The 25,718-nt window shown below is 67.3% G+C and carries 25 protein-coding genes and 2 pseudogenes; 13 read left to right on the forward strand and 14 right to left on the reverse strand.

The features are described 5' to 3' along the window. Positions 1-4 precede the first annotated feature (4 nt). The gene (locus ACWEFV_RS12060) at positions 5-1,171 is read right to left on the reverse strand and encodes a M20 family metallopeptidase (RefSeq protein ID WP_135453141.1); all 1,167 of its coding nucleotides are present in this window, start codon (positions 1,169-1,171) and stop codon (positions 5-7) included. Continuing rightward, positions 1,168-2,352: a M20 family metallopeptidase gene (locus tag ACWEFV_RS12065; RefSeq protein WP_450070337.1), complete on the reverse strand. Its 1,185-nt coding sequence runs from the start codon at positions 2,350-2,352 to the stop codon at positions 1,168-1,170. The genes ACWEFV_RS12060 and ACWEFV_RS12065 overlap by 4 nt, the downstream gene beginning before the upstream one ends. 47 nt (positions 2,353-2,399) lie before the next feature. Between ACWEFV_RS12065 and ACWEFV_RS12070 the strand changes: the two genes are divergently transcribed. Then, positions 2,400-3,194, forward strand: a complete 795-nt coding sequence (locus ACWEFV_RS12070; RefSeq protein ID WP_450070338.1) for a purine-nucleoside phosphorylase — start codon at positions 2,400-2,402, stop codon at positions 3,192-3,194. On the opposite strand, the gene ACWEFV_RS12075 is transcribed toward ACWEFV_RS12070, so the two are convergent. Further along, complete coding sequence (locus tag ACWEFV_RS12075) at positions 3,140-4,240, reverse strand: AbrB family transcriptional regulator (protein WP_450070339.1); 1,101 nt, start codon at positions 4,238-4,240, stop codon at positions 3,140-3,142. The genes ACWEFV_RS12070 and ACWEFV_RS12075 overlap by 55 nt on opposite strands. A 109-nt stretch (positions 4,241-4,349) precedes the next feature. Here ACWEFV_RS12075 and ACWEFV_RS12080 point away from each other — a divergent pair, with 109 nt between their 5' ends. Genes ACWEFV_RS12080 through ACWEFV_RS12090 form a run of 3 tightly spaced genes read left to right on the forward strand, consistent with a single transcriptional unit; the run spans position 4,350 to position 7,932 of the window. Then, positions 4,350-4,796 carry a MarR family winged helix-turn-helix transcriptional regulator gene (locus ACWEFV_RS12080; RefSeq protein WP_450070340.1) on the forward strand — a complete coding sequence of 149 codons (447 nt, stop codon included), beginning with the start codon at positions 4,350-4,352 and terminating at the stop codon, positions 4,794-4,796. Beyond that, the gene (locus ACWEFV_RS12085) at positions 4,793-6,409 is read left to right on the forward strand and encodes a phospho-sugar mutase (RefSeq protein WP_450070341.1); all 1,617 of its coding nucleotides are present in this window, start codon (positions 4,793-4,795) and stop codon (positions 6,407-6,409) included. Before ACWEFV_RS12080 ends, ACWEFV_RS12085 begins: the two co-directional genes overlap by 4 nt. An 11-nt stretch (positions 6,410-6,420) precedes the next feature. Then, positions 6,421-7,932: a hypothetical protein gene (locus tag ACWEFV_RS12090; protein ID WP_450070342.1), complete on the forward strand. Its 1,512-nt coding sequence runs from the start codon at positions 6,421-6,423 to the stop codon at positions 7,930-7,932. On the opposite strand, the gene upp is transcribed toward ACWEFV_RS12090, so the two are convergent. Beyond that, positions 7,914-8,537 (reverse strand): uracil phosphoribosyltransferase, encoded by a 624-nt coding sequence (upp, locus tag ACWEFV_RS12095; protein ID WP_135453132.1) that lies wholly within the window; start codon positions 8,535-8,537, stop codon positions 7,914-7,916. The genes ACWEFV_RS12090 and upp overlap by 19 nt on opposite strands. 229 nt (positions 8,538-8,766) lie before the next feature. On the opposite strand from upp, the gene ACWEFV_RS12100 reads away from it, so the two are divergent. Both ACWEFV_RS12100 and ACWEFV_RS12105 read left to right on the forward strand, forming a co-directional pair. Continuing rightward, positions 8,767-9,072, forward strand: a complete 306-nt coding sequence (locus tag ACWEFV_RS12100; RefSeq protein WP_450070343.1) for a hypothetical protein — start codon at positions 8,767-8,769, stop codon at positions 9,070-9,072. Between the two features lie 2 nt (positions 9,073-9,074). After that, a complete protein-coding gene (locus ACWEFV_RS12105; RefSeq protein WP_450070344.1) occupies positions 9,075-10,154 on the forward strand; it encodes an NlpC/P60 family protein in 1,080 nt (359 codons plus the stop codon). Positions 10,155-10,158: 4 nt separating this feature from the next. Here the strand turns inward: ACWEFV_RS12105 and ACWEFV_RS12110 are convergent, their stop codons facing one another. After that, positions 10,159-10,281, reverse strand: coding sequence for a hypothetical protein (locus tag ACWEFV_RS12110; RefSeq protein WP_450070345.1), 123 nt, complete (start codon positions 10,279-10,281; stop codon positions 10,159-10,161). A 226-nt stretch (positions 10,282-10,507) separates the two neighbouring features. On the opposite strand from ACWEFV_RS12110, the gene satS reads away from it, so the two are divergent. Together satS and ACWEFV_RS12120 are read left to right on the forward strand one after the other, a co-directional pair. After that, positions 10,508-11,797 carry a protein export chaperone SatS gene (gene satS / locus ACWEFV_RS12115; protein ID WP_450070346.1) on the forward strand — a complete coding sequence of 430 codons (1,290 nt, stop codon included), beginning with the start codon at positions 10,508-10,510 and terminating at the stop codon, positions 11,795-11,797. Positions 11,798-11,842: 45 nt separating this feature from the next. Further along, positions 11,843-12,661, forward strand: coding sequence for an alpha/beta fold hydrolase (locus ACWEFV_RS12120; protein WP_450070347.1), 819 nt, complete (start codon positions 11,843-11,845; stop codon positions 12,659-12,661). A gap of 15 nt (positions 12,662-12,676) precedes the next feature. Here ACWEFV_RS12120 and ACWEFV_RS12125 read toward each other — a convergent pair whose 3' ends face one another. The 9 genes and pseudogenes from ACWEFV_RS12125 to ACWEFV_RS12165 form a co-directional block, all read right to left on the reverse strand. Then, positions 12,677-14,083 (reverse strand): DUF1254 domain-containing protein, encoded by a 1,407-nt coding sequence (locus ACWEFV_RS12125; RefSeq protein WP_450070348.1) that lies wholly within the window; start codon positions 14,081-14,083, stop codon positions 12,677-12,679. 67 nt (positions 14,084-14,150) lie between these two features. After that, positions 14,151-14,423, reverse strand: coding sequence for a hypothetical protein (locus ACWEFV_RS12130; protein WP_450070349.1), 273 nt, complete (start codon positions 14,421-14,423; stop codon positions 14,151-14,153). Between the two features lie 147 nt (positions 14,424-14,570). Further along, positions 14,571-14,714 (reverse strand): annotated as a pseudogene (locus ACWEFV_RS12135) (adenosine deaminase); the annotation flags it as partial. A 506-nt stretch (positions 14,715-15,220) separates the two neighbouring features. Further along, complete coding sequence (locus ACWEFV_RS12140; RefSeq protein ID WP_450070350.1) at positions 15,221-16,741, reverse strand: outer membrane protein assembly factor BamB family protein; 1,521 nt, start codon at positions 16,739-16,741, stop codon at positions 15,221-15,223. A gap of 46 nt (positions 16,742-16,787) precedes the next feature. Then, on the reverse strand, positions 16,788-17,876 hold the full coding sequence (locus ACWEFV_RS12145) for an adenosine deaminase (RefSeq protein WP_450070351.1): 1,089 nt from the start codon (positions 17,874-17,876) through the stop codon (positions 16,788-16,790). A 124-nt stretch (positions 17,877-18,000) separates the two neighbouring features. Further along, positions 18,001-18,507, reverse strand: a complete 507-nt coding sequence (locus tag ACWEFV_RS12150; protein ID WP_450070352.1) for a hypothetical protein — start codon at positions 18,505-18,507, stop codon at positions 18,001-18,003. Between the two features lie 2 nt (positions 18,508-18,509). Next, positions 18,510-19,544, reverse strand: coding sequence for an NADPH:quinone reductase (locus ACWEFV_RS12155; RefSeq protein ID WP_450070353.1), 1,035 nt, complete (start codon positions 19,542-19,544; stop codon positions 18,510-18,512). 59 nt (positions 19,545-19,603) lie between these two features. Further along, positions 19,604-20,896 (reverse strand): thymidine phosphorylase, encoded by a 1,293-nt coding sequence (locus ACWEFV_RS12160; RefSeq protein ID WP_450070354.1) that lies wholly within the window; start codon positions 20,894-20,896, stop codon positions 19,604-19,606. 59 nt (positions 20,897-20,955) lie between these two features. Further along, complete coding sequence (locus tag ACWEFV_RS12165) at positions 20,956-21,354, reverse strand: cytidine deaminase (protein WP_167857758.1); 399 nt, start codon at positions 21,352-21,354, stop codon at positions 20,956-20,958. Positions 21,355-21,568: 214 nt separating this feature from the next. On the opposite strand from ACWEFV_RS12165, the gene sdhC reads away from it, so the two are divergent. The 5 genes and pseudogenes from sdhC to ACWEFV_RS12190 all read left to right on the forward strand — a co-directional run. After that, a complete protein-coding gene (gene sdhC, locus ACWEFV_RS12170) occupies positions 21,569-21,985 on the forward strand; it encodes a succinate dehydrogenase, cytochrome b556 subunit (protein ID WP_084621995.1) in 417 nt (138 codons plus the stop codon). Beyond that, on the forward strand, positions 21,982-22,455 hold the full coding sequence (locus ACWEFV_RS12175) for a succinate dehydrogenase hydrophobic membrane anchor subunit (RefSeq protein ID WP_135453120.1): 474 nt from the start codon (positions 21,982-21,984) through the stop codon (positions 22,453-22,455). Before sdhC ends, ACWEFV_RS12175 begins: the two co-directional genes overlap by 4 nt. 3 nt (positions 22,456-22,458) lie before the next feature. After that, positions 22,459-24,213: a succinate dehydrogenase flavoprotein subunit gene (gene sdhA, locus ACWEFV_RS12180; RefSeq protein ID WP_135453119.1), complete on the forward strand. Its 1,755-nt coding sequence runs from the start codon at positions 22,459-22,461 to the stop codon at positions 24,211-24,213. Continuing rightward, the gene (locus ACWEFV_RS12185; RefSeq protein WP_135453118.1) at positions 24,213-24,998 is read left to right on the forward strand and encodes a succinate dehydrogenase iron-sulfur subunit; all 786 of its coding nucleotides are present in this window, start codon (positions 24,213-24,215) and stop codon (positions 24,996-24,998) included. The genes sdhA and ACWEFV_RS12185 overlap by 1 nt, the downstream gene beginning before the upstream one ends. Before the next feature lie 112 nt (positions 24,999-25,110). Further along, a pseudogene (locus ACWEFV_RS12190) lies at positions 25,111-25,716 on the forward strand (carboxymuconolactone decarboxylase family protein); the annotation flags it as partial. Positions 25,717-25,718 lie beyond the last annotated feature (2 nt).

Here is a 25,718-nt window from a genome sequence, read left to right on the forward strand (position 1 = left end):
CCGGCTAGGCAGACGCGGCGATGATATTGACCATCGTGCGCACGCCGACGCCGAGTGCACGCTCGTCGATGTCGAACGTGGGCTGGTGCAGATCCAGCTGTGGGCCCTGCCCACTCCACACGCCGAGTCGCCCCATGGCGCCGGGCACCTCTTCGAGGTACCAGGAGAAGTCCTCGCCACCGCCGGACTGATGGGTGTCGGCCAGCGCCTCGGGGCCGATCGCCTCGATCGCGTGGGTGAGGATGCGGGTGGACACCTCTTCGTTGACCACCGGCGGCACCCCGCGCCGGTAGTTGAGGCTGTGGGAAATGTTGAGCGGGGCCAGCAAGGCGGAAACCGTGTCTTCCACAATCGATTCCAGGGTCAGCCAGGTGTCGCGGCTGGCGGTGCGGATCGTCCCGGCAAGGGTGCCGATCTGCGGGATGGCGTTGGCGGCCACCCCGGCGTTGACCGCACCCCACACCATCACGGTGTCGTGGCGCGGGTCGATGCGACGGGACAGCACGCCGGGCAACCCGGTGATCAGCGTGCCCAGCCCGTAGACCAGGTCACCGGTCAGGTGCGGCCGGGAGGTGTGCCCGCCCGGCGAGTGCAAGGTGATCTCGATGGAATCGGCCGCCGAGGTGATCGGCCCGGGTTTGGTGGCCACCTGCCCCACGGCCAGCCGAGGATCGCAGTGCAGGGCGAAGATCCGGCTCACGCCGTTCAGGACGCCCGCGTTGATCGCGTCGATCGCGCCGCCGGGCATCAGCTCCTCGGCCGCCTGGAACAGGAGCCTCACCCCGACCGGCAACTCCGGAACCGACGACAGTGCCATCGCGGCGCCCAGCAGTATCGCGGTGTGCGCATCGTGCCCGCAGGCGTGCGCGACGTTGGGCACCGTCGAGGCGTAGGACGCCCCGGTCCGATCAACCATCGGCAGCGCGTCCATGTCGGCACGCAGCGCGATGCGCGGACCGTCCTCCGGGCCGAAATCACAGGTCAATCCGGTGCCGCCGGGTAGCACCTTGGGGTTCAGCCCGGCCTCGGCCAAATGGCGGGCGACGAACTCGGTGGTGGCGAACTCTTGCCGGCCCAGTTCCGGATGCGCATGCAGATGCCGCCGCCACGACACCATCTCGTCATAGTTCGCCGACAACCACCGGGCGGCGGCATGCTGCAACACGCTCATGAAGCGCGCCTCCCCTGCTGCGCCGCCAGCACCCGGTCTCGCTCTGCCGGCGTCTCGGCCAGCCGAACGACGGTGCGGGCCAACATGATCGCACCCTCCAGCACGGCCTTGTCGGCGCTTGGCCCGGCCGCTGCCGCAGTGAACGCCGGTTGATGGATCGCGGCCCCGCCCGAGTCGATACCGATCACCGGATGGATGCCGGGCATCACCTGACTGATGTTGCCCATGTCGGTACTGCCCAGCGGCACACTCGCCTCCACGTTCTCCGGCAACGGGTTACGGCCCAGTCGCAGCATCTCGGCACGGATGGTCTCCGATAGCCACGGGTCGGGCGCCAGTTCGGCGTAGGCCGGCGCGATCTCGGTGACCTGGTGCTCGCAGCCCGTCGCCAGTGCTCCGGCTGAAAAACACCCCGCCATCCGGTCTTCCAGCTCATGCAGCGCAGACATCTCGGTAGCGCGCATGGTGTAGCGCATCTCGGCCCGGCCGGGGATGACGTTGGTGGCCTGCCCACCATGGGTGACGATGCCGTGCACCATCTGCCCCGGCATGAGCTGCTGGCGCAGCAGGCCGATCGCCACCTGCGCGACCGTGACCGCGTCACCGGCATTGACGCCCAGATACGGCGCCACGGCCGCATGGGACTCCCGGCCGGTGTAATTGACCGTCACCTCGGAGAGCGCGAGCGAACGGGCGGCGGCGATGTCCACCGGCCCGGGGTGCAGCATGACCGCTGCGGCGATGTCGTCGAAAACTCCGGCGTTGAGCAGCAACACCTTTCCGCCGCCGAGTTCCTCGGCCGGGGTACCGACGAGCACCACCGTGAGCCCCAGGTCGTCGGCCACGTCTGCCAGGGCCAGCGCGGTGCCGACCGCCGAGGCCGCGATGATGTTGTGCCCGCAGGCATGCCCGATCTCGGGAAGCGCGTCGTACTCGGCACAGATCCCGATGACGAGCGGGCCGCTGCCGTAGGAGGCCCGGAACGCGGTGTCCAGCCCGCCTGCGGCCTGGGTGATCTCAAATCCGTACTCGGCGGGCAGCGCCTGTGTCTTTGCGCAGCTGCGATGCTCGGCGAAGGCCAGTTCGGGCTCGGCGTGGATCGAATGAGAGAGCTCGATGAGGTCGCCACGACGCCGGTTGACGGCTTCCTCGACGCTCAGCGAGGCGGTGGCAGACGGCATGCTCGCAGTATCTCACTGCGTGTTCAGGGCCGTTAAGCTCGCCTATCGTGACCGATCCCCAGGCATCCAGCCAGGCAGCCGCCGCCGCCATCGCCGAACGCACCGGCGTCGATCGCCACGATGTCGCGGTCGTGCTCGGCTCGGGTTGGGCACCCGCGGTGGCCGAGCTCGGTGATCCGGTCGCCACCGTGCCGATGGCCGATGTCCCCGGCTTCACCCCGCCGAGCGCGGACGGCCACGGTGGCCAGGTGCACTCGGTGCGCATCGGCGGCCATCGGGTGCTGGTGCTGGCCGGGCGCATCCACGCGTATGAGGGCCATGACCTGCAGCATGTGGTGCATCCGGTGCGGACCGCGGCGGCTGCGGGCGTGTCGACGGTGGTGCTGACCAATGCCGCCGGCGGCCTGCGGGCCGAATACCAGGTCGGCCAGCCCGTCCTGATCAGCGACCACCTCAACCTCACCGCCCGGTCCCCGCTGGTCGGGGCCCAGTTCGTCGACCTGGTCGACGCCTACTCCCCCCGGCTGCGGGCACTGGCGCGGGACATCGATCCGTCCCTGGCCGAGGGCGTCTACGCCGGGTTGCCCGGCCCGCACTACGAGACCCCGGCCGAGATCCGGATGTTGCGAACCCTGGGCGCCGACCTGGTCGGCATGTCGACGGTGCACGAGACGATCGCCGCCCGGGCCGCCGGCCTGCAGGTATTGGGAGTTTCGATGGTGACCAACCTGGCAGCGGGGATGACAGGTGACCCGCTCAGCCACGCCGAGGTGCTTGAGGCCGGACGTCAGTCCGCGACCCGGATGGGTTCCCTGCTGGCTTCGGTGATCGCACGCCTCTGACCCGCCATCCGGGCCATCACCCTGGCCATCAGCGGCGCCGCGAACAGCATCAGCAGGACCCGGAGCACCTGGGCGGCGATGATGAAGGTGACGTTGGAGCCGGTTTCCACCGCGGTGGCCAACACCGCGTAGACCCCGCCCGGACTGGTTGCGAGGTAACCCTCGAGTTGGGTCATCCCGGTGACGTCGGCCAGCACCACGCCGAGGCCCGCGGTGGCCGCGCCGAGCACCACGATCAGGGTCAGCGCCAGCGGAAGGATCCGGCCGATGGCGCGTAGCGACTCCCGGGTGAAGGCGATGCCGGCCTGCCAGCCGATCACCATGTAGGCCGCCTGCACGAGCAGCGCCGGGACCGTCAGCCCGAAGGACAGACCGGTGAGTTGCAGTATCACCGTCAGGGCCAGCGGGCCCAGCAGTCCGGCGCCGGGCAGTTTGACCCATCGCCCGCCGACGGCGCCGACAGCGACGATGACGGCCAGCATTGCGAGACTGAGATACCAAGGCGCCGAATCGGATTCGGCCACATTTGCTGCCGGATGCGACCGATCGGCGTGAAAGACCAGGGTCACCACGAGCGGAATGGTCGCGGTGACGAGTGCGACCCGCAGGTATTGGACGACGGAGACGACCCGATCGTCGCCGCCGAGTTCGCGGGCGATGGCCACCAGACCCGACGCGCCGCCGGCCACCAGTGCCAGGGCCCCGGTCAACGGGCTGACATCACGGTGCAATCCGAGCAGCCCGCCGGCCACGATGCTCAGGACCAACGTCGCCACGGCAATCGCCAGCACGATCACCCAGTCCGAGCCGATCGCACTGACCGCGTCTCGGTGAACCATCGTGCCGATGTAGACACCGAGCACACCTTGGGCGATCACCCCGGCCGGGCGCGGCATCCGGTCGGGGGCCAGCGCGGCCAAGGCCAGCACGATGCCCACCGCGAGCCCGGCGAACAGCGCGGCCGAGGGAACGCCGACGAGGTCGAGCGGGACGGTGACGGCGGCAGTCCCGATGGCCAGCAGTGCCCACCGCAGCATCCGCGTCATCTCCGTCTCGCACCTCCCACCGAAATAGTAAGGGATGTCTTCATACTATTCACGGCCAACAGGGTCCTAAATGCACATACCGCTATGAATGCCAAGGTATAACTTCTCCATGGCAGCGACGTCGGCGACTGAACTACGTGAGTCGATGATGGCGGTGACCCGTCAGATGCGGCGGCACCGTCCGGACCATGGCCTGACCTTGAGCCAGCTGGAACTGCTCGGCGAGGCCAGTCGCAGCGGAACCACCACCCCGGCCGAGATGGGCGCCCGTCTGCACGTCCGGGCGCAGTCGCTGACCGACAGCATCAACGAACTCGTCCGCCGCGGCCTGATCGCCCGCCGTCCCGACGACCACGACCGTCGCCGTCAGCTCATCGAGATCACCGCAGCAGGGACGTCGTTGCTGCAGGCCGACCGCGCCGAACGGGACGCCTGGCTGCACGCCACTATGCGGGAGAACCTGACCGATCTGGAATTCGATCTGCTGATGCTGGTGGCACCGGTCCTGCGCAAGCTGGCGTACTCCGACGCCACTGCGGGCACACTTGGGTCATGACTGCCATCGCGACCGCCGCCGCGGACTGGATAGCACATGACCCCGACCCGCTGACCGCGGCCGAATTGTCCGCCTGCAGCCCGGATGAGCTCGACCGCCGTTTCAACAATCCGCTGACCTTCGGCACTGCCGGGTTGCGCGGACCGTTGCGGGGCGGGCCCGACGCGATGAATCTGGCCGTCGTCATGCGCACCACATGGGCGCTGGCCCAGGTCCTCAAGGACAGAGGCCTGGGCGGGTCGCATGTGGTGGTGGGCCGCGACGCGCGACACCGCTCCGACGAGTTCGCCTTGGCGGCTGCCGAAGTCCTTGCCGCCGAGGGCTTCCAGGTCCTTCTCATGATGGCCTCGGTCCCGACACCGGTGGTCGCCTATACCGTCCGGCACCTTCCCGCCGTGGCCGGAATCCAGATCACCGCATCGCACAATCCGCCCACCGACAACGGCTACAAGGTGTTTCTCGACGGCGGCATGCAGATCATCTCCCCCGCCGATCACGAGATCGAGGCCGCGGTGGCCCGCGCCCCACACGCCGACGAGATACGCCGGGCCGCAGTGGAAACCGGTGGCCTCCATCAGGTCTACGGCTACCTGGAGCGGGCCGCCCGGGTACGGCGCACCACCGGTTCGGTGCGGGTGGCGCTGACCCCGCTGCACGGTGTCGGCGGCGAGTACGCCCTTGATGCACTGGCCCTGGCCGGATTTGACGACGTCCACGTGGTCGAAGAACAGTTCAACCCCGACCCGGACTTCCCCACGGTCAGCTTCCCTAACCCCGAGGAACCCGGCGCTGTCGACGCGCTCCTGGCCCTGGCCGACGACGTCGACGCAGAGATCGCGATCGCGCTGGACCCCGATGCCGACCGGTGCGCCGTCGGGGTGCCCGGACCCGATGGATGGCGCATGCTCACCGGCGACGAAACCGGTTGGCTGCTGGGCGATTACATCCTTTCTCAGCTCGAACCGGGCCCGGTCAGCGAAGCCGCCCTGGTAGCCAGTACCGTGGTCTCGTCGCGGATGCTGGCGTCGATCGCTGCGGTGCACGGCGCCCAGCACTCCGAAACCCTCACCGGATTCAAGTGGTTGGCCCGCGCCCAGTCTCCCGGCAACACCCTGGTCTACGCCTACGAGGAAGCCATCGGGCATTGCGTCGACCCGGCCTCGGTTCGCGACAAGGACGGGATCACCGCCGCGATCCTGGCTACCGACCTCGTGGCCGCACTGCGCGATCAGGGTCGCACCATGCTCGATGCCCTCGACGATCTGGCCAAAGTCCACGGCGTGCACGTGACGGGGGCGGTCACGCGCCACGTCGACGATGCCGAGGCGGCCATGACCCGTTTGCGCGGAGCCCCGCCGACCGAACTGGCCGGCATCGGCGTCACCGTCGATGATCTGCTGGAGCGGGTGGGACAACAGCGCACCGACGCCCTGATCTTCACCGGCAGCGACGCCGACACCTCGGTCCGAGTGGTGGTGCGTCCGTCGGGAACCGAGCCGAAACTCAAGTCCTACACCGAAGTCCGCTGCGCACCGACCGATGACCTGAATACCGCCCGGGCGCACGCCCAGAAGCTCAGCCAGGACCTGGCCGACGCCGCAACACGCTGGTAGCCGCAAAAGCGATGCCGGACTGGACATATCAACCGCTTCGCCCCATCGCGTCCGCGGTCGTCGGGGAACGTCGTACCCAGCGCTGGGCGTTACGGTTCTTGGCCACGCTGGTCGAGGCGGGTGGGTACCGATGGATTCCACGGGTATTCGATCACCCGCCGGTGCCGCCCGACTGGGCCGAGCGCTTCGGAGCGGTGGTTCCGCCGTCCGTGGCCCGCGATGCCGTGCGGGTGTTGCCGGTCCAGGGCGCCGGCATCATCGAGATCGCACCGGTGACGGCTGCCGATATCGAGACCGTGCGGCAGGCCGCCACCGGTCGGCGCTGCCGTGTCGTCGCCCGGGTGGATTCCGCCGAGGTCGCCGAGCTGCTCGCCGATGACGTCGACGAGGTGGCCATCGGTGACACGAGCGAGAACTGCTATCTGACCGACCCGGATATCGCCGCCGCCGTTGCGGTGCTGCAGGATCCAGACGCTGTCGTCCTGGCCCGGCCCTCCGTGCTGCTGGCGAGCGGGCCGGGCTGGTTCAACCGCGTCGTCGAGGCGGCCTCCCGGACGACGACGCGGCCGCCGAGCCTGGCCGATGCCGGGCTCAACCCGTTTCGTTGGCCGGGCTGGTTGTGGGGTGTGCTGGCCGGACTCGGCTTGATCGTGGCCGGTATCGGCGCGGGCGCCATCACGCTCGGGCCGGTGTTGTTGAGCTATGACCGGTCCTATCTCGGCCTCGGCGTGGATGATCTGCGCCGGATCAACGACAACCTGGTGCATTTCATCCAGCACGACCGGATCAGCATGGCGGGCAACATGATCGGCCTCGGTGCGCTGTACACCGGATTGTGCTGGGGCGGGATCAGGCGTGGCCTGGCGTGGGCCCGCAATGCCCTGCTGATCTCGGGGCTGGTCGCGTTTCTCACGCTGTTCTACTTCGTCGGAACAGGTTTCGTCGATCCGCTGCACACGCTGGTGGTGGTGACACTGTTCCCGATGCTGCTCGCCGCGGTGTGGAACAAGCCGGACCCGCCCCGCTGGCGGTCACTGCCCGACGGTCCGGAGTCCCAGCGCCGGCGCGCGCTGTGGGGTCAGCTGCTGTTCATCGGCCTGGGCGCCGGGCTCGCCGTCGCGGGGGCGACCATCTCGTTCGTCGGCCTGACCGACGTATTCGTCTCCACCGACCTGGGATACATGCACACGCACGGTGCGGCCCTACGGTCCGCCGACCCGCAGCTGCTCAGCTTCATCGCCCACGACCGGGCCGGATTCGGCGGCGCGTTGATCGGCTCCGGGCTCGCGATCGCCATGATCGCGATGTGGGGGTTCCGTCGTGGCGAGCGCTGGGTGTGGTGGTCGCTGTTGATCGGGTTCGTGACGGGCACGCTGCCGGCGTTGGCCGTGCACTACGCGATCGGCTACACCACCTTCATCCATCTGCTGCCGGTGTACATACTCGTGCTCGCCACCGCGGCGGCACTGGTGTTGTCCCGGCCCTACCTGACGGCCAGAGCGCCTCAGCGCGGGCCGAACTGACGGTCCCCGGCGTCCCCGAGTCCCGGGACGATGTAGGCGGCTTCATTGAGGCCTTCGTCGATGGTCGCGGTGATCAGCCGCATTTCGGGGGCAACCTTCTCAATCGCGGCGATCCCCTGCGGCGCGCACACCACACACACCGCGGTGATGTCGACGGCGTTGCGTTCCCGCAGCAGGTCGATGGTGTACGCCATCGACCCGCCGGTCGCCAGCATCGGGTCGAGCACGAACACCGACCGTGCACTCAGGTCATCTGGCAGCGACGCCAGGTAGGGCGTCGGCTGATGCGTCGTCTCGTCGCGCGCCATCCCGACGAAACCCACCTGCGCCTCGGGAATGAGGGCATGCGCCTGGTCGACCATCCCCAGCCCGGCCCGTAACACCGGTACCAGCAACGGCGGGTTGGCCAATCGCGAGCCGGTGGTGTCGGTCACCGGCGTGCGCACCGCGATCTGCTCGGATGTCGCGTCCCGGGTGGCCTCGTAGACCAGCATCATGGTCAGGTCCCGCAGCGCGGAGCGGAACCCGGCGTTGTCGGTCCGCTCATCCCGCAGGGTGGTCAGCCGTGCGGCGGCCAGGGGGTGGTCGACGACCCGTACATCCATGCGCTGACCTTATCGGTCGGTACCGCTGCCGTGCAGATCGATCCGGTGACGGGACGGCGCGCTCGATGTGTTCTGATGTCGCACATCTCGCGTGATGTGCGCCGATTTCTACCGTAGGGCAGTCATCCTCGCGCACGAGCAGCTCTGAGGTAGAAACCGGCGAGCACCGCCTTCTGAGACAGGTCACGATTCAGGGGAACCGATCAGAGCCGGCGGGCGTCCTAACCACATGCCCGCCGACACCCTGCGCGCCGACCTGGCGGCCATCCGCGCCCTTGGCGACGCCCTCGACGCACACGCCGCCGATCTCGCCGCCGTGGCCACCGCCCTCCGATCGATGCCGCCACCGGAGGCCGCCCTCGGTCCGATCGGCGAACGGTTCGCCGCTGCCTTCGCCGACGCCGTCAGCGCACACAGCGCTGCGGTCGCGACGTTGAGCGCACGCACCGGCGCGGGGGCCGTCAGCGCCGGAAACACCGCCACCGGCTACGACGCCGCCGGTCAGCGGGCCGCCCAGTTGTTGCCGCGGGTGTAGCCGTGCCCGCATCCGCCACCGCGCTGGCCGCGCCGCTATACGAACTGCGGGAAATGGTGGGCAGCGGCCGGCCGGAAACCGGTCCCACCGTGACGGCCCTGGATGGCGCACATTCGGCCCTGTCGGATATCGCGGCCGCACTCGGGCGATCGTGGGAGCGCGCCGCTGCCGATTGGTCGGGTACGGCCGCAACCGCGGCCGCCGATTTCGCGACGGGCACCGCCGCCGAGGTGACCGGCCTGGCTCAGGAGGCGAAGGCACTGAGCGCTGCTGCCCGCCGTGCGGGCTCGGCGGTGGCCGAAGCGAGGTCACGGCTGCAGGCGATCATCGACCGCTTCGAGGAACGCGCCGCCGCACTGGCTCCGCACCTTGATGAGCCCGGCGTGGCCCAGGAGTTGCAGGCCGAGGCGCGACGTGCCGTCACCGAGGCGTCGGCCGTCGTCGACGAACTACGCGCCGAACTGGACCATCAGGCCGGTGCCGTCACCGGCGCCATCAACGCCCCGGCCCCGGCAGGTTTCTCGGCCGGTGCCGGCGGTGTCGCACCGGCCTCGCCGGGGTTCTCCGGGGGTGCGCCGTCCGCCACCCCGGTGAGCGGTTGGACTGGTGCCGCGGATCTTCCGGCGGCATCGGGGGCCGATCGCTCCGAAGCCCCGGTCGGACTGCGTGACCCCGGGATGTTCGGCGAGGGCGTGGCGGTGCGGTTGCCCGACGGCACCACTGCGGTGGCGCCCAATGCCGTCGCGGCCAGCGCCGTCCGGCACGCGCTGACCCAGGTGGGTGTGCCCTACCGGTGGGGCGGCACCACGCCAGGCGTCGGGTTGGACTGCAGTGGATTGACTCAATGGGCCTATCACGAAGCCGGACTGGACATTCCACGGCTGGCCCAGGAACAGGACATCGGAAAGGCGGTGTCGGCAGGAACGCTGCGGCCGGGTGATCTGGCGGTATGGGACGGGCACGTCGCGATGATCGTCGGCGCGAATACGATGATCGAGGCCGGGGATCCGGTCAGACTGTCGCCCGTCCGAACCACGAACGCCGGTCAGGGTTTTCAGGGTTTCTGGCGCCCCACGGCGTGAACGGTCAGGGCAGCACGTCGGCCCATTTCAGATGCTCGAAACCCAGCGACATTGCCAGCGCCCGGTAGCGATCCCGAGTGTCTCGGTAGGCGCCGTCGTCTCCCCGCGCCCATAGCACCGACTCCATCCGCTGCGCCAACCCGACGTGCTCACCGTCAAGCCGACACGCAAGCGCAGATCGATCCCGTCCCGACGGGCGACCTCGGCCGCGATCGGTGCGCCGAACACCGCCATCGTGTCACCGCAGGTCAGAGATGTCTCCGATATCGCGTCCTCGGTACTCGCACCTGGTGTCCACCTCGAACGGGAGACAACCTGACTGGCGTCGGAGGCACCCCATTAGGCTGTGCCGCATGGCTGCTGACATCGTGCCGGTCCGGCTCGGGCTCACCAAGGGTGACCTTTACACACTGTGGGCTCCGCGTTGGCGCGATGCCGGCGACGAGTGGGAGGCCTTCCTGGGTGAGGGTGACGCCCTGTATGCGTTCGAATCGGTCGCCGAACTGGCGGCCTTCGTCCGTACCAACACCGACAACGACCTCGCCGATCACCCGAAGTGGGACAAGCTGGCCGCGGCCAACGCGCACAAGCTGCAGCCGTCGGAGGACCGCGAGTACGACATCGTCGGGGTGCCCGACCTGGTCGCCGACAAGCCGACCGAGGAGTCCGTCGCGAGCCTGCACCGCACCCTGGTGGTGGTGTCGTCGATCGGCTCGGTGTGTGAACTGGCGGCCATCAGCAAGTTCTTCAACGGCAACCCCGTGCTCGGCACGCTCGGCGGCGGGCTGGAAGGCTTCACCGGCCGCTCTGGGCGCAAGCGTTGGGCCGAGATCGAAGCCGTGATCGCCCGGGGCTGGGACGGCGTGCTCGACGCCATCGACGAGATCGTGACCATCCCTGAGGACATCGACGCCGACGCGGTCAAGAAGGCCGAGGCCGAGCTCGAGGAGGACGCTCCCGAGGAGGACGAGGACGACCTCGCTGTCGACGCTGACGCCGAAGACACCGAAGACACCGAGGGCGACGACGAAGACGACACCGCAGACGCGGGCGAACCCGTGCGAAGCGCTGCCGACACCGCTGTCCTGGGTGACGACGAGGACTTCTGGCAGAAGGTCGGTATCGACCCGGTCCGCATCATGACCGGCTCGGGCACCGTCTACACCCTGCGCTGCTACCTCGACGACGATCCGGTCTTCCTCGGCCGCAACGGTCGCATCAGCGTGTTCAGCTCCGAGCGTGCACTGGCCCGCTACCTGGCTGACGAACACGACCACGACCTGTCGGACCTGGCCACCTACGACGACATCAGGACCGCCGCCACCGACGGCTCCCTGCGGGTGGACGTCGCCGACGAGAACGTCTACGTCCTGTCCGGCATCTCCGACGACATCGCCGACGGACCCGACGCGGTCGACCACGACCAGTTGGAGCTGGCAGTCGAACTGCTGCGCGACGTCAGCGACTACTCCGAGGACAAGACCGTCGACGAGACGTTGGCGGACACCAAGGCGCTCGGCAAGTTCGTGACCTATGTGCTCGGCGACGAGAACGCCCATAAGCCCGAGGCCCCGTACGCCAAGGCCGTCGAGCAGTGGGACGCGTTGGAGCGGTTCGTGGAGTCGCGCCTGCGGGCGGAGTAGCCGCTGCGGCGATGAGTTCTGGCCGCGGATGCGGTCAGACCACTCATGACCGCATCGACCAGCCTCTCCACCCACACCGTCTCGGTTCCCGGTGCCCGCCTGCACTACGAGGTACGGGGTACGGGCCCGCTGTTGCTGATTCTCGGCGCCCCGATGGCGGCCGCCGAGTTCGCGCCGCTGGCGCACGCGCTGGCCGGTAACCACACCGTGGTTACCGCCGACCCACGCGGCGTCGCCGGAAGTTCCGTCGACGATCCGGACCAGGACTCGACCCCGGAGCTGAGGGCCGATGACGCCGCGGCGATCCTCGATGACCTGGGCGCCACCTCAGCCGATGTCTTCGGCTCGTCCGGCGGCGCGGTGACGGGGTTGGCCTTGATCGCCCGGCACCCCAGCCGGGTGGGCACACTCGTGGCGCACGAGCCTCCCCTACTCGAGTTGCTGCCCGACGCCGCCGAGCAGCGCGCCGCCACCGAGGACATCATCGCCACCTTCAACCGGGACGGGATGTTCGCGGCGTGGGGCAAGTTCATGGCCAATGCCGGCTTCGACGTTCCGGCCGGTGCGCCGCAGATGCCGGAAGTGGCGGAGCCCAGTGATCAGGAACTGCGCGACGCGGCGCACTTCTTCAACCACGAACTCCGGTCCACCACCCGGTTCCGGCCCGACGTCCAGGCATTGAAACGCGGGCAGGTCGTGGTGGGGCTCGGCGAGGAGTCCGGACATCTGCTGACCCAGCGGACCACGGTTGCCCTGGCCGACCTGCTGGGTGCACGTCCGGTGATGTTCCCGGGCGACCATGGTGGATTCATGGGCGCACCAGGGGCTTTCGCCGACGTGCTCCGCAGGGCGTTGCGCGGCTGACCTACCGCGCACCGGTCAGCTCTTGAGGACTTTCGGTGCGTGCCAGGTGCCGTTGAGCGCCTCTTCCTTGGGCCAGTACAACCGCAGGATCATCTGGAACGGGCCGGCCGGCGCGGGCAGCCAGTTCGCCTCCTTGTCCTGGCCGGGCGACTGGTTCTGCACGTAGATCGTGACGCCGCCGTCGGGGTCTTTGATCAGACTCGGCAACATCGGTGAATTGATCAGATACCGGTTGATCGGGTTCGTGACCAGCAGGCTCTGCGGCATCTTGTACATGGTGGTCGACCAGAACGAGTTGACGGGCGGCAACTGCCCCGGCGCGAACCGCACGGTGTAGTTGTCGGCCCCGGTCAACGGCGCCCCGGTCGAGTCGACGGCCAGCACCGGGTAGATGGCCTCGGCGCTGGAGTTGCCGTAGATGCCGAGCACCGCACCGGCCATCCGGTACACATAGTTGTCCTTCAGCGCTTCCCGGGTACCGAACAGCTGACTCGAGGTCACCTGCCCGGTGTCCAACTTGTCCTTCTTGAAGGTGTTGAGCTCGGTCCAGGCGTCGGCCATCCCGTCCCGCACGGCCTGCAGGGTTTCCTTGCTCATCGTGTCGGGGTTGAAGTCTCCGTCGGGGCCGATGCCGATGGTCGCGAAGCGAGCCCGAAGGTCCGTCTCCGACGGCACTTCCGGCGCGTACTTCAGGAGGAAGTTGAGGATCTGGAAAAACCTGGGCGAGGTCTTCTGCTCGTCGGGAGTCAGTGGCGCGATGAAATCCACCGCGGGGGCGCTCGCAGCGGGCTGTTTGACGAACGCCGAGAGCGGCTCGACGGTGTATCCGGCCTGGATCTTCTTGACGTTGTCGATGTCATCGGGATCGAACAGCTGGGTGCGGTAGATGACCAACGCGAAATCGGTGTCGGAGCGGATCACGTCGGTGATGCCTGCGGGCTTGTCACCCTTCCAACCCGGGCCGGCCAACAGGTACTTGCCGCCGCCGTTTCCGGTGGTGCGGCTACCCACGTAGGCGAAGTTGTAGGTATAGCTGTCGATGAACTGCAGCGAGTAGTACCGGCCGGCCTCGATCGGCGGCACCGTGAGCACCAACGGTTCGGCTCGCAGATCAGCGCCCAGCATCGTGTAGGGCGTATCGGAATTGGGCGTCTGGATCGTGGTGTCCTCGGGGGTGAACACCCGCGCGATGCTGTGCGTCTGGTTCCAGTCGCCCCGGTACTGGGGATTGGCTTTGTCGACGAAGTAGGCGTGCTGGATGCGGTACGAGTCGACCATCGGGAAGCCGTATATGTAAGCCTCCTTGGCGATCTGGCGCACCATCTCCGGTGTCGGCGCCGCGGTCGGCGGCTGGTCGGACCCGCCACAACTGACGACCGAAGCAAGCAGTAAGGCGGTCAGTCCGTACGCCAGATACCTCATCCACACTCCTCATCGCGAACGTCACTGGCGCGGCAGTTCACTGCCGCGCCAGTCAGAAGGGAAATTCTCAGCAGGGGTCGCCCGGAGGCGTGTAGTAGGGCACGCCTTCGACTGTGTAGCAAGGGACTTCGCCCGGAACATACGGGACATGTGCCGCCGCGATGGCAGCTCCGGTGGCAACATCGCCGGCGACGTTGGTACACCCGCCTGCGGCGAAGTGGCGCCCGTCGGCACCGGCGCATACGTCGGCACCGGCGGTGGGCACGGCGACCAGCGGGAGGACCGCCGCGGCGGTAGCCAGTACTGCTCCGGACAACACGGTGGTGATGAGTCTGGCCATGGGTTCTCCTTGTTCAACCGGAGTGGAGCAGGTCGCGACGTTGTCCGATCGCGAACATTGTCGCGCTTGCTGAATTGTCGCAGCCGCAAGCGCAGCTGTTACACACTTCGGTCGAATATTTTTCGCCGGGCTGGGTTTGCCGGCCGCTCAGCCGACCAGCACCGCGTACCGGGGTTTGATCACCTCGTCGATCAGGGCGAGCCGTTCATCGAACGGGATGAAGGCCGACTTCATCGCGTTGATGGTGAACCGCTCGAGGTCGCTCCAGCCGTAGCCGAAGGCCTCGACGAGGTGCTGACTGCGTTCGCCACGAAGGCAGCCGGACCGTGCGCGTCTGGGTTCGGATCGCGGCCGGGGACTCCGAACAGAAGCGGAAGGACTGCTGTGCAAACGATCCCGCTGACCTTGCGGGCGAAGTCGAGGACTTTGGGGGGTGATGCTGGGCATTTCGGCGATGACGATGACCGCCGGGCCGTCGCCGCGCCGAAAGATCATGCGGGTCTTGGATTGGTAGGTGAACTCTGATCGCTGGAAATCCGACTATTTCCGAGAAGGTCGTGCCGATTGGGTCCGTACCGAAGGGGATCTGGGGCACTTCGCCGCTCATGAACCACTGCTCATTCAGCATGCGAACTGTTCTATGCGGTGTATTCGTGACGAGATTTGAATCTTGGTCTGCCGCACTAGCCAACGACTAGCCCACCGTTTCATACATGGCACGCTGTTCCGGTGTCCAAGACGTAGCGGGAATGGATACCCTCCTGTCAGGTCACATTTATCAGGCCTCCGGCACCGGCTCAGGCCAGCCGCTGGATGCCGTAGAACCCGTCGCAATACAGCCCTTCACCCACCCAGGTGACCCCCTGCAGCTCGCTGGGCAACTGCCACAACGGCCGGCCGGTTGCGGAGTCAAAGGCGGTCGCCGGACCGAAGCGACTGCGGCTCGCCGGGTCGGGGTCACCGTTGCCCAGAATCTGGGTGCCGTTCGCGGCGATGAGTACGACGATTTTCGACCTGTCCAGAAACGCACCGGTACCGTCACTGCAGTCTCGCACCCGCATTGCCCCGGCAGTGCCAGTCGTGTACGAAACAACGCACAGATTGCCAAAACCGCCGAGGCTGACACTCGCCTCCTGAGGCAGCGGAATCTGCTGGGTCCACGTGAGTTCTCCGGTCAGGGCATCCACCCCGGCGATCTCATTCTTCTCCTGGTTGTACACGATTGGCGATGTGACACCCGACGTCGAATACTTCGCCCATCTCCGAAACTCGAAGCCGCCCGTCTCCGTGGTGGAGGGAAGCCGATAGCCCCGATCTGCAGGAATCCGCCAGGCGAGTTTGCCGGTGAACGAGTAGAAGTCGATATGCTGCTTGGGTCGCCGCTTGTCCGACGAAACACCGTTGGTATACACCGACACAGCAATGCCGCGACTGGTGGCAACTACTCCGTCGCTTTCATCGACCGCGAACAGCTGGTCGCCGGTCTTGGCGTCGTAGAACGTCGTCGTGGTACCGGCCGCGCCGGCTACGATGCCTTGATCCAGGAACACGGAGGTCCTCCCCGCTAACGGCTTCGACCACAGCTGCCGTCCCCGATCATCGAACACCGTGAATTCTTCTTGCAGATTCGCGGCCAACACACCGGCGCCGCCGTAGATTTCGGCGGGGCCCCCCTTGGCCCGCTTCGATTCCTTAGTCACACCAGTCGCCATGTCGATGAGGATGGCCTCCCCTCCGTTGGTGCAGAGGGCGACCTGGCCCGAAGTGCCGATGACACAACGCTGTTGCATGCTCCGCAACGGTTGTTGCCATCGCGGTGAGCCGTTGGCGGCATCCAGCGCGACCATCATGGAGCCGTCCACCATGATGATGACGGTCTTGGCATCACCGCCCAGGACGTGGACAAGACCGAGGGTGTTCCCGCCTGGCGGATAGGTCCACAGCGGGGTGGTGGGCGCGCTGGTCAGGGTGGGCGCCTTCACCGCGCCCGGCGGACGCTCCTCCGCAGCGATCTCGGCCCGACCGGCCGCGGTATCGGCCTCCGACAACGGCTGCGACCCCGAACCGAACGTCCAGGCCAGGACCCCGCCGACCACCAGCGCCACAACAACCACAACCGCCGCGACGATCATCCCGATCACCTTCGCCCTGCGTCGGCGATCCTCCTCCGGCGGCGGGGGTGTGAACTGGGGCGGGTACCCGTACCCCGGTGGCTGAGACGGGAACCCCGGGGCGGCGCCGAATACCGGCGGACCGAACGGCGAGGAACCGGGCTGACCATCGTTGTCGCCCCACGGCGAACTCCCCCACTGGCTCACAGCCGGAGTCTAATTCAGCCGTTTCTGCCCGCCCCGCGCCAATCGCTCAGCCGACCAGTACCGCGTACCGGGGTTTGATCACCTCGTCGATCAGTGCGAGCCGCTCGTCGAACGGGATGAAGGCCGACTTCATCGCGTTGATGGTGAACCGCTCCAGGTCACTCCAGCCGTAGCCGAAGGCCTCGACGAGGCGCAGCATCTCCTGGCTCATGGTGGTGTCGCTCATCAGCCGGTTGTCGGTGTTGACCGTCACCCGGAACCGCAGCCGCGCCAGCCGGTCGAACGGATGCTCGGCGATACTGGATGCCGCCCCGGTCTGTACGTTGCTACTCGGGCACATCTCGAGTGGAATTCGCTTGTCGCGCAAGATGGATGCCAGCCGGCCCAACTGTTGCGATCCGTCGTCGAGTTCGGTGATGTCGTCGACGATGCGCACCCCGTGCCCGAGCCGGTCCGCCCCGCAGAACGCGATCGCCTCGTGGATCGACGGAAGACCGAACGCCTCACCGGCGTGAATCGTGAAGCGCGCGTTGTTACCTCGCATGTACTCGAACGCGTCGAGGTGACGCGTGGGCGGGTAGCCGGCCTCGGCCCCGGCGATGTCGAAGCCGACAACGCCTTTGTCCCGGAATCGGATTGCCAGTTCGGCGATCTCACGGGAGCGTGCGGCGTGGCGCATCGCGGTGACCAGGCAGCGCACCGTGATGGTGCGCCCCTCGGCCGAGGCCGCCTTCTCGCCGTCGGCAAAACCGGCCAGCACGGCATCGACCACATCGTCGAGCGACAGACCCCGATCGATGTGCAACTCGGGAGCGAACCGGACCTCCGCATAGACGACGTTGTCCGCGGCCAGATCCTCGACGCATTCGAACGCGACGCGATGCAGCGCCTCGGGGGTCTGCATGACTCCGACGGTGTGGGCGAACGGCTCCAGGTAGCGCACCAACGAGCCGCTGTGGGCGGCCGTGCGGAAGAACGTGGCCAGCTCGTCGACCTCGGTGGCCGGCAGATCGTCATAGCCCAGCTGACCAGCCAGGTCGAGCACCGTAGACGGTCGCAGTCCGCCGTCGAGGTGGTCGTGCAGCAGGGCCTTGGGAGCGTGCTGGATCTTGTCCAGAGTCAGCGGCGTACTCATGTCCCCATCATGCGCGACGCCGGCGGACCTGCGCCGAGGAAACCACGCCGTTGCTGATGACGATCAGGCCAATACCGGCCCACCCGCGCGCATCCAGGGGTTGGCGGCACGGCGGCCGGTCAGGTCACCAGCGCATCATCGGCATGGGCCGAAGCGGGTGGCGCGCCGCCCAGCCCGCGGCGGTGCGCAGCAGAAAACCGTGGAAACCCTCATAGGGATGTGCCGCGACGACCTCTGCGACGGCCGCCCGGTCCAGACCACCGGCCAGCGCGCCCCGCGTCACGTCGATCCGGTCGGCGATGCGGAAACTCTCCACCCAGGTGTCCCGGCATGGCCGCAGCTTGTGGTGCTGCTCGACCATTTGCCGTACCCGTGCGACGTCGTCGACGTCGTAGTCGCCGGCAAGTTCGTCGACGAGTTTCACCGAAGGTCCCAGATAGTCCCAACCGGCGGTGAACAGGCCGATGTCGTGCAGGGCCCAGGCCAGCGCAATGTCGTTCGAAACCTCTTCAGTACCAAGTAGTTTCAGCTGGTAGTTCAGTCCGCGGTAGACATGGTTACGATAGTTCGGCGGTACCGCGAAGCGGTCCAGGATCCCGTCGATGAGGTCGTTTTTCACCACCACGGTCATCGTCAGAGTCTGCCATGCACGCACACGTCGATGAGGGCCTTTCCGACCAGACCCTGCTCTACGGCGGCATGCGCATCCGCGGTGTGACCGAGGTCGTAGCGATGGATCGGCAGTCCGTGCTCGGCACCGACCCCCATGGCGCCTGCGGCGACCGCGGCGTTGACATCACGCAACGCGGCGTCCTTGTACTCGGGGTCGGTGCCGTAGGTGTAGGTGAAACCGATCTGGGCGTTCTTCCTGAGGATGGCCGGCGACGGAAGCGGCACCACGTCGCCCGGACGGTAGCTGTAGACGTTGATATTGCCGTGCGGGGCAATGACATTGACGTCAGCATCCAGATTGGCGGCCAGGTCCACCTCGACGATGTGACTCACTCCGCCCGGCGATATCGCCAGAACCTCGGCTACGACGTCGCCGGCGCGATAGTCGATGACGTGGTCCGCACCGGCATTGCGGGCCAGTAGCGCCTTCTGCGGACCGCTCACCGTGGCGATGACGGTGGCGCCCGCCCAGGCTGCCAGTTGGATCGCGGCGTGGCCGACGGCGCCGGCTCCGCCGTGAACGAGAACCGAGGCCCCGGCGAGCGCCCCGGGTGCCAACTCATGTGGGCCGCGTTCGGCCGAGGTGAGCGCACGGTGGGCGGTCAAAGCCGGGATGCCCAGGCAGGCGCCCACGTCCAGACTCACACCGTCGGGAAGCGGCACCACGTGCCGGGCGGGCACCGCAACGTATTCCTGCGCCGTCCCCGCCGGCCGGTCGAAAGCCACCTCCCACAACCACACCCGTTGTCCGACACGGACGTTGGTGACGCCGTCGGCGACGGCGGTGACGACACCGGCCCCGTCCTGGTTGGGCACCTGTTCGGCGAACTTCATGTCCGACGATTCACCCGACCGGCTTCGGCAGTCGGTCGGATTCACACCGGATACCGCGACCCGGACCAGCACCTGCCCGGGGCGGACCTCGGGCAGGTCGCGCTCGACCAGTTCCAGAACCTCGTCGGCGTTTCCGGTGCGGCGATAGATGACTGCTCTCATGGTCCAACGAAGAACCCGTTCGGCGGGCCCGGTTGTTCCCGTGGCTCGATCCTGGGGCGTCAGCCGATCCGGTCGATGATCAATGCCCGCTGCGTCGGCGCGGCGTCGCCGACGGTCCAGGCACCGTCGAGTTCGGCGAGCGCGCCGGGCAGCCGTTCGGCGGTGTCGGTGTACAGCGTGAACAGCGCCTCCCCCGTGGCCACCGGCTCCCCCGGCTTGCGGTGGATCCGCACGCCCGCACCGAACTGCACCGGTTCACCCGGCTGAGCGCGGCCGGCACCCAGCCTCCAGGCCGCCAGCGCCACACCCATGGCGTCGAGATCGCCCATGAAGCCGCCGTGCGGGGCCGTCACGGTCTCGCTGGCCGCCCCGATGGGCAGCGGGCGGCTCAGGTCCCCGCCCTGGGCCGCCACCAGCGCACGGAAGCAATCCATGGCGCTGCCGTCCCGCAGGGTCTCGGCCGGGTCGGCGCCGTCGATACCGGCCGCGTCGAGCATCTCCGTCGCCAGCGCCAGCGTCAGCGCGACGACGTCGGACGGCCCGCCGCCGGCCAGGACCTCCACCGATTCGGTGACCTCCACCGAGTTGCCGACGGTCCGGCCCAGCGGGCAGTTCATGTCGGTGAGCAGGGCCCGGGTCGGGACTCCGTTGGCATTGCCCAGGCCGACCATGGTGGTCGCCAGCTCACGCGACTCGGCCTCGGCCTTGAGGAATGCACCGCGACCGACCTTGACGTCCAGGACCAGGGATCGCGCGCCCTCGGCCAGTTTCTTGCTCATCACCGAACTCGCGATCAGCGGCAACGATTCGGTGGTGCCGGTGACATCGCGCAGCGCGTAGATCTTGCGGTCTGCCGGCGCCAGCTCGCCCGCCGCGAACACCGCCGCACCGATGTCCCGAAGTTGTTGCCGGATCTGGGCTTTCGACAGCTCCGCGGTGAATCCCGGGATCGCCTCCAGCTTGTCGAGCGTTCCCCCGGTGTGCCCGAGCCCGCGCCCGGCCGCCTGCGGAACGGCGGCACCGCAGGCCATCACGACCGGCAGCAGCGGGATGGTGATCTTGTCCCCCACCCCACCGGTGGAGTGCTTGTCCACCAGGGCAAGCGGCTTTCCGTCACGACGAAGATCGGTGAAGTCGAACCGCTCTCCGGAGTCGACCATGGCCGCCGTCCAGCGGGCGATCTCGGCCGGTGCCATGCCTTTCAGGAAGATCGCCATCAGCAGCGCCGACATCTGCTCGTCGGCGACCCGGCCGTGGGTGTAGCCGTCGATCACCCAGTCGATTGCGGCGTCGGACAGCACACCGCCGTCACGCTTGGTCCGGATGACGGTCGGCGCGTCGAGATGAGGCATGGCCGTCAACCTACTCGCCGGTAACTAGCGGGGCCCCGGAGTTGTTGGACCACTTGGCCTTACCCGCGCATCAGATCATCGGGCCCGAAGGCGTCGGGAAGCAGCTCACGCAGCGGTCGCGCGCCGTTCGGGTGGTCGATGAGCAGCTCCGGCCCACCGTGTTCGAGCAACACCTGCCGGCAGCGCCCGCAAGGCATCAGCAGACCGCCGTCGGGGCCCACACACACCAGCGCGACGAGCCTTCCGCCGCCCCCGGAATGCAGGGCGCAGGCCACAGCGCACTCGGCACAGAGACCTAGGCCATATGAGACATTCTCCACATTGCATCCGGCCACGATCCGACCGTCGTCAACCAGAGCCGCCGCCCCCACCGGAAAGCCCGAATAAGGCGCGTAGGCGCGGGTTGAAACTTCGATTGCCTTGTTACGCAAGAGATTCCAGTCGATGTCGATCGTCATGCGACAACCCCGGACGTAGGTTCTGAATGCATTCCGAAACCCCAATTCCCGACCCGTACATTAAGATAGGTAAGCCTAACTTTTGTGTGTTCAGCGGGCCGAACTGCTCAACCGTAATTCGTTCGCCACTACAAATGGGTTTAGAGTCGCCCCGAGGTTTGGGGCTAATTAACAGGCAGTCCCAGACGTCCCACCGATGGCGTTGGAGGGCCCGATGAGTACTCAGACGGAGGTACCGGCTCCGCAACCCAGGAAAGCACGACGGCGCACCCTTTATCGCGGTGATCCGGGAATGTGGTCCTGGGTGCTGCACCGTATTACCGGTGCCACGATCTTCTTCTTCCTGTTCGTACACGTCCTAGATACCGCGTTGGTCCGGGTGAGCCCGCAGGCCTACAACGAGGTCATCGAGACGTACAAGACCCCCATCGTCGGATTGATGGAGATGGGCCTGGTCGCCGCAGTGCTGTTCCACGCACTGAATGGCATCCGCGTCATCCTCATCGACTTCTGGCAGCAGGGTCCCCGCTACCAGCGGCAGATGCTCGCGGTCGCCGTCGGCGTCTTTGCCGTGGTCCTCATCGCAGCACTAGGAGTTCTCGGTATGCACATGGCGGAGCGGTTCCTGTGAGCGCGCCAGGAGCGGGCGAGTCGAGGTTGGGCCGTCCGGCACCGGTGTTGGAACGCGAACACGACCGACCGGCCGCGCTGGATCACCCCCGCGCGCCCCGTCGTCCCCGCGGCATTCCGTACTTCGAGAAGTACGCCTGGCTGTTCATGCGGTTCTCGGGTCTGGCACTCGTGTTCCTGGCGCTCGGCCACCTGTTCATCATGCTGATGTGGCAGGACGGCGTGTACCGCATCGACTTCAACTATGTCGCACAGCGCTGGGCCTCCCCGTTCTGGCAGATCTGGGATATGGCACTGCTGTGGCTCGCGATGATCCACGGGGCCAACGGCCTGCGCACCATCATCGGCGACTACGCCCGTAAGAACGTCACGAAGTTCTACCTGAATTCGCTGCTGCTGCTGGCGACAGGGTTCACGTTGGTTCTGGGCACCTACGTCCTGGTCACCTTCGACCCGAATATTGGGGGCTAACCAATGATTCAGGAACATCGCTACGACGTCGTCATCGTCGGTGCCGGCGGCGCCGGCATGCGCGCGGCCGTCGAGGCCGGTCCGCGCGTCCGTACCGCCGTGCTGACCAAGCTGTACCCGACGCGCTCCCACACCGGCGCGGCACAGGGCGGCATGTGCGCCGCGCTGGCCAACGTCGAAGAGGACAACTGGGAGTGGCACACCTTCGACACCGTCAAGGGTGGCGACTACCTCGCTGACCAGGACGCCGTCGAGATCATGGCCAAAGAGGCCATCGACGCGGTGCTGGACCTCGAGAAGATGGGCATGCCGTTCAACCGGACGCCAGAGGGCCGCATCGACCAGCGTCGCTTCGGCGGGCACACCCGCGACCACGGCAAGGCTCCGGTGCGCCGGGCCTGTTACGCCGCCGACCGCACCGGCCACATGATCCTGCAGACGCTGTACCAAAACTGCGTCAAGCACGACGTGGAGTTCTTCAACGAGTTCTACGCGCTGGACATCGCCCTGACCGACACCCCGGCGGGCCCGGTGGCCACCGGCGTCATCGCCTACGAGCTGGCGACCGGCGACATCCACATTTTCCACGCCAAGGCGGTCGTCTTCGCCACCGGCGGTTCGGGCCGGATGTACAAGACCACCTCCAACGCCCACACGCTGACCGGTGACGGGCTGGGCATCATCTTCCGCAAGGGACTTCCCTTGGAAGACATGGAGTTCCACCAGTTCCACCCGACAGGCCTGGCCGGCCTGGGCATCCTGATCTCCGAGGCCGTTCGCGGCGAGGGCGGCCGGTTGCTCAACGGCGAGGGCGAGCGGTTCATGGAGCGCTACGCGCCCACGATCGTCGACCTCGCGCCGCGTGACATCGTCGCCCGGTCGATGGTGCTCGAGGTGCTCGAAGGCCGCGGCGCCGGACCGAACAAGGACTACGTCTACATCGACGTGCGTCACCTCGGCGAGGACGTGCTGGAAGCCAAGCTGCCCGACATCACCGAGTTCGCCCGCACCTACCTGGGTGTGGACCCGGTGACCGAACTGGTGCCGGTCTACCCGACCTGCCACTACGTCATGGGCGGTATCCCGACCACGATCCACGGCCAGGTGCTGCGCGACAACACCAACGTCATCCCAGGTCTGTACGCCGCCGGTGAATGTGCGTGTGTGTCGGTGCACGGCGCCAACCGTCTGGGCACCAACTCGCTGCTGGACATCAACGTGTTCGGCCGCCGTGCCGGTATCGCCGCCGCGGAGTACGCCGCCAACCACAATCACGTCGACCTGCCGGAGAACCCGGCCGACATGGTCGTGGGCTGGGTCGGCGACATCCTGTCCGAGCACGGCCACGAGCGCGTCGCCGACATCCGCACTGCCCTACAGCAGTCGATGGACAACAACGCCGCGGTGTTCCGCACCGAGGAAACGCTCAAGCAGGCGCTGACCGACATCCACGCACTCAAGGAGCGGTACAGCCGAATCACGGTGCACGACAAGGGCAAGCGCTACAACAGCGACCTGCTCGAAGCCATCGAGCTGGGCTTCCTGCTGGAGCTGGCCGAGGTGACGGTGGTCGGTGCGCTCAACCGCAAGGAGTCCCGCGGCGGACACGCGCGTGAGGACTACCCCGACCGCGACGACACCAACTACATGCGGCACACCATGGCCTACAAGGAGGGCAACGAGCTGCTCTCCGACATCCGCCTGGATTACAAGCCCGTGGTCCAGACCCGCTACGAGCCGATGGAGCGGAAGTACTGATGAGCGCCCCAGTCATCGACAAGCCCGAAGCCGGCGACCCGGAGCTGCCCCCCGTCCCCGAGGGCGCGGTCATGGTCACCCTCAAGATCGCCCGGTTCAACCCCGAGAACCCCGACGCCGCGGGTTGGCAGAGCTTCCGGGTTCCCTGCCTGCCCTCGGACCGGCTGCTGAACCTGCTGCTGTACGTAAAGGGCTACCTGGACGGCACGCTGACCTTCCGGCGCTCCTGCGCCCACGGCGTGTGCGGCTCGGATGCCATGCGGATCAACGGCGTGAACCGGCTGGCCTGCAAGGTGCTCATGCGTGACCTGCTGCCCAAGAAAGCGGGCAAGCAGCTCACCATCACCATCGAGCCGATCCGCGGCCTGCCCGTGGAGAAGGACCTCGTGGTGGACATGGAGCCGTTCTTCGACGCCTACCGCGCCGTGAAGCCGTACCTGATCACCAGTGGCAACCCGCCCACCAAGGAGCGCATCCAGAGCGCCACCGACCGGGCCCGCTACGACGACACCACCAAGTGCATCCTGTGCGCGTGCTGCACCACCAGCTGCCCCGTGTACTGGAGCGAGGGGTCGTACTTCGGCCCGGCCGCGATCGTCAACGCACACCGGTTCATCTTCGATTCGCGTGACGAGGCGGCCGCCGAGCGGTTGGACATCCTCAACGAGGTCGACGGTGTGTGGCGCTGCCGCACCACGTTCAACTGCACCGAGGCCTGCCCGCGTGGCATCCAGGTGACCCAGGCGATCCAGGAGGTCAAGCGCGCGCTGATGTTCGCGCGCTAGGTCTCGTCGCCGACGCTGCTTACCGGGCGTCGATTCTGCGCTCAGATCGTGTTTTCGAGGGGAATCACGATCTGAGCGCAGAGTCGGCGCCCGTTTTGCACTGTCACACATTGCGGGGCTGCCTCGTCTAACTCGTATGACCGAGACCAAGACACGAATTCCCGCCGTCACCCCCAAACAGGCCGGCCTGCTGACCCGCGCCATGTACTGGTACGCCAAGCGCCAGTTCGGTGAGGTCCCTGAACCGTTCGCCGTGGCCGCAAACCACCCGCGTCTGCTGGTCGCCAACGGCGTCCACGAGATGCTGCTGCAGGGCGGCTCCAAGAAGCTGCCCGCTACGGTCCGCGAGCTCGCGGTGTTCTGGACCGCCCGCACCGTCGGCTGCTCGTGGTGTGTGGACTTCGGCTCCATGCTGATGAGGCTGGAGAACCTCGACGTCGAACGGCTCAAGTCGATCGACGATTACGCCACGTCGCCACTGTTCACCGATGACGAGCGCGCCGCCATCGCCTACGCCAATGCGATGACGACAGACCCGCACACCGTCACCGACGAGCAGGTGGCCGACCTACGCCGGCGTTTCGGCGACGACGGCGTGATCGAGCTGACCTACCAGATCGGCGTGGAGAACATGCGGTCCCGGATGTACTCGGCACTGGGCATCACCGAGCAGGGCTTCAACTCCGGAGATGCATGCCGCGTTCCGTGGGCCCAGTGACC

The organism is Mycobacterium sp. NPDC004974 (genome assembly GCF_053600815.1).